The 895-nt window shown below is 44.7% G+C and carries 6 tRNA genes; all 6 read left to right on the top strand.

From position 1 onward, the window contains the following. Positions 1-190 precede the first annotated feature (190 nt). A tRNA-Lys gene (locus tag COD11_RS25995) sits at positions 191-266 on the top strand. 12 nt (positions 267-278) lie between these two features. Then, positions 279-364, top strand: a tRNA-Leu gene (locus COD11_RS25990). A gap of 30 nt (positions 365-394) precedes the next feature. Next, positions 395-480 (top strand) — tRNA-Leu (locus tag COD11_RS25985). Between the two features lie 96 nt (positions 481-576). Then, positions 577-653 (top strand) — tRNA-Arg (locus tag COD11_RS25980). Positions 654-657: 4 nt separating this feature from the next. Beyond that, positions 658-734, top strand: a tRNA-Pro gene (locus tag COD11_RS25975). Positions 735-747: 13 nt separating this feature from the next. Beyond that, positions 748-821: transfer RNA gene (locus COD11_RS25970), tRNA-Gly, on the top strand. Positions 822-895: the final 74 nt, after the last annotated feature.

Genomic DNA, 895 nt, shown 5'->3' with positions numbered 1-895 from the left:
CAGCTAGCCCAGCCATTTATATTCATTTGTTTATAAAATGAAGAGCCATTAGCTCAGTTGGTAGAGCACGAACGAATAAGCTTCGAAGCATTACATCAGCACACAAATTGAGCTGCGGCTTGAATAAGCTTACTGAAATTTGGGTGTCGATTACAAGAGAATAACTAAATATTATTACTCATTATAAGATGAGCCATTAGCTCAGTTGGTAGAGCATCTGACTTTTAATCAGAGGGTCGAAGGTTCGAGTCCTTCATGGCTCACCATTTACACACCTTGCGGGTGTGGCGGAATTGGCAGACGCGCTAGACTTAGGATCTAGTGTCCTTGTGACGTGGGGGTTCAAGTCCCTTCACCCGCACCAATGTTTTTTTATATCAGTAAAACTGATTTCGCGGTCGTGGCGGAATGGCAGACGCGCTAGGTTGAGGGCCTAGTGGGGGCGACCCCGTGGAGGTTCAAGTCCTCTCGGCCGCACCAGAAGAACACATAAAAAATATTTTAAAAAAAGTATTGACATGTTAGTTCTTAAGGTGTTATTATTGTAAAGTCGCTCGTTAAGATAAATTAAATTATGCGCCCGTAGCTCAATTGGATAGAGCGTTTGACTACGGATCAAAAGGTTAGGGGTTCGACTCCTCTCGGGCGCGCCATATACGGGAAGTAGCTCAGCTTGGTAGAGCACTTGGTTTGGGACCAAGGGGTCGCAGGTTCGAATCCTGTCTTCCCGACCAGTCGAGTCACCTTGCGGGTGTAGTTTAGTGGTAAAACCTCAGCCTTCCAAGCTGATGATGAGGGTTCGATTCCCTTCACCCGCTCCAAATAATGATCTTTGAAAACTAAACAAAACCAAGCGTGCAAATGTTAATCTCGATTAACAAAAAAACGTACTATA

This window comes from Bacillus sp. AFS040349 (assembly GCF_002577655.1).
In the GTDB taxonomy this organism is placed as follows: Bacteria; Bacillota; Bacilli; order Bacillales; family Bacillaceae; genus Metabacillus.
Note: the sequence above shows the minus strand (reverse complement) of the source record. Positions and strands in the feature narration are given on the sequence as shown.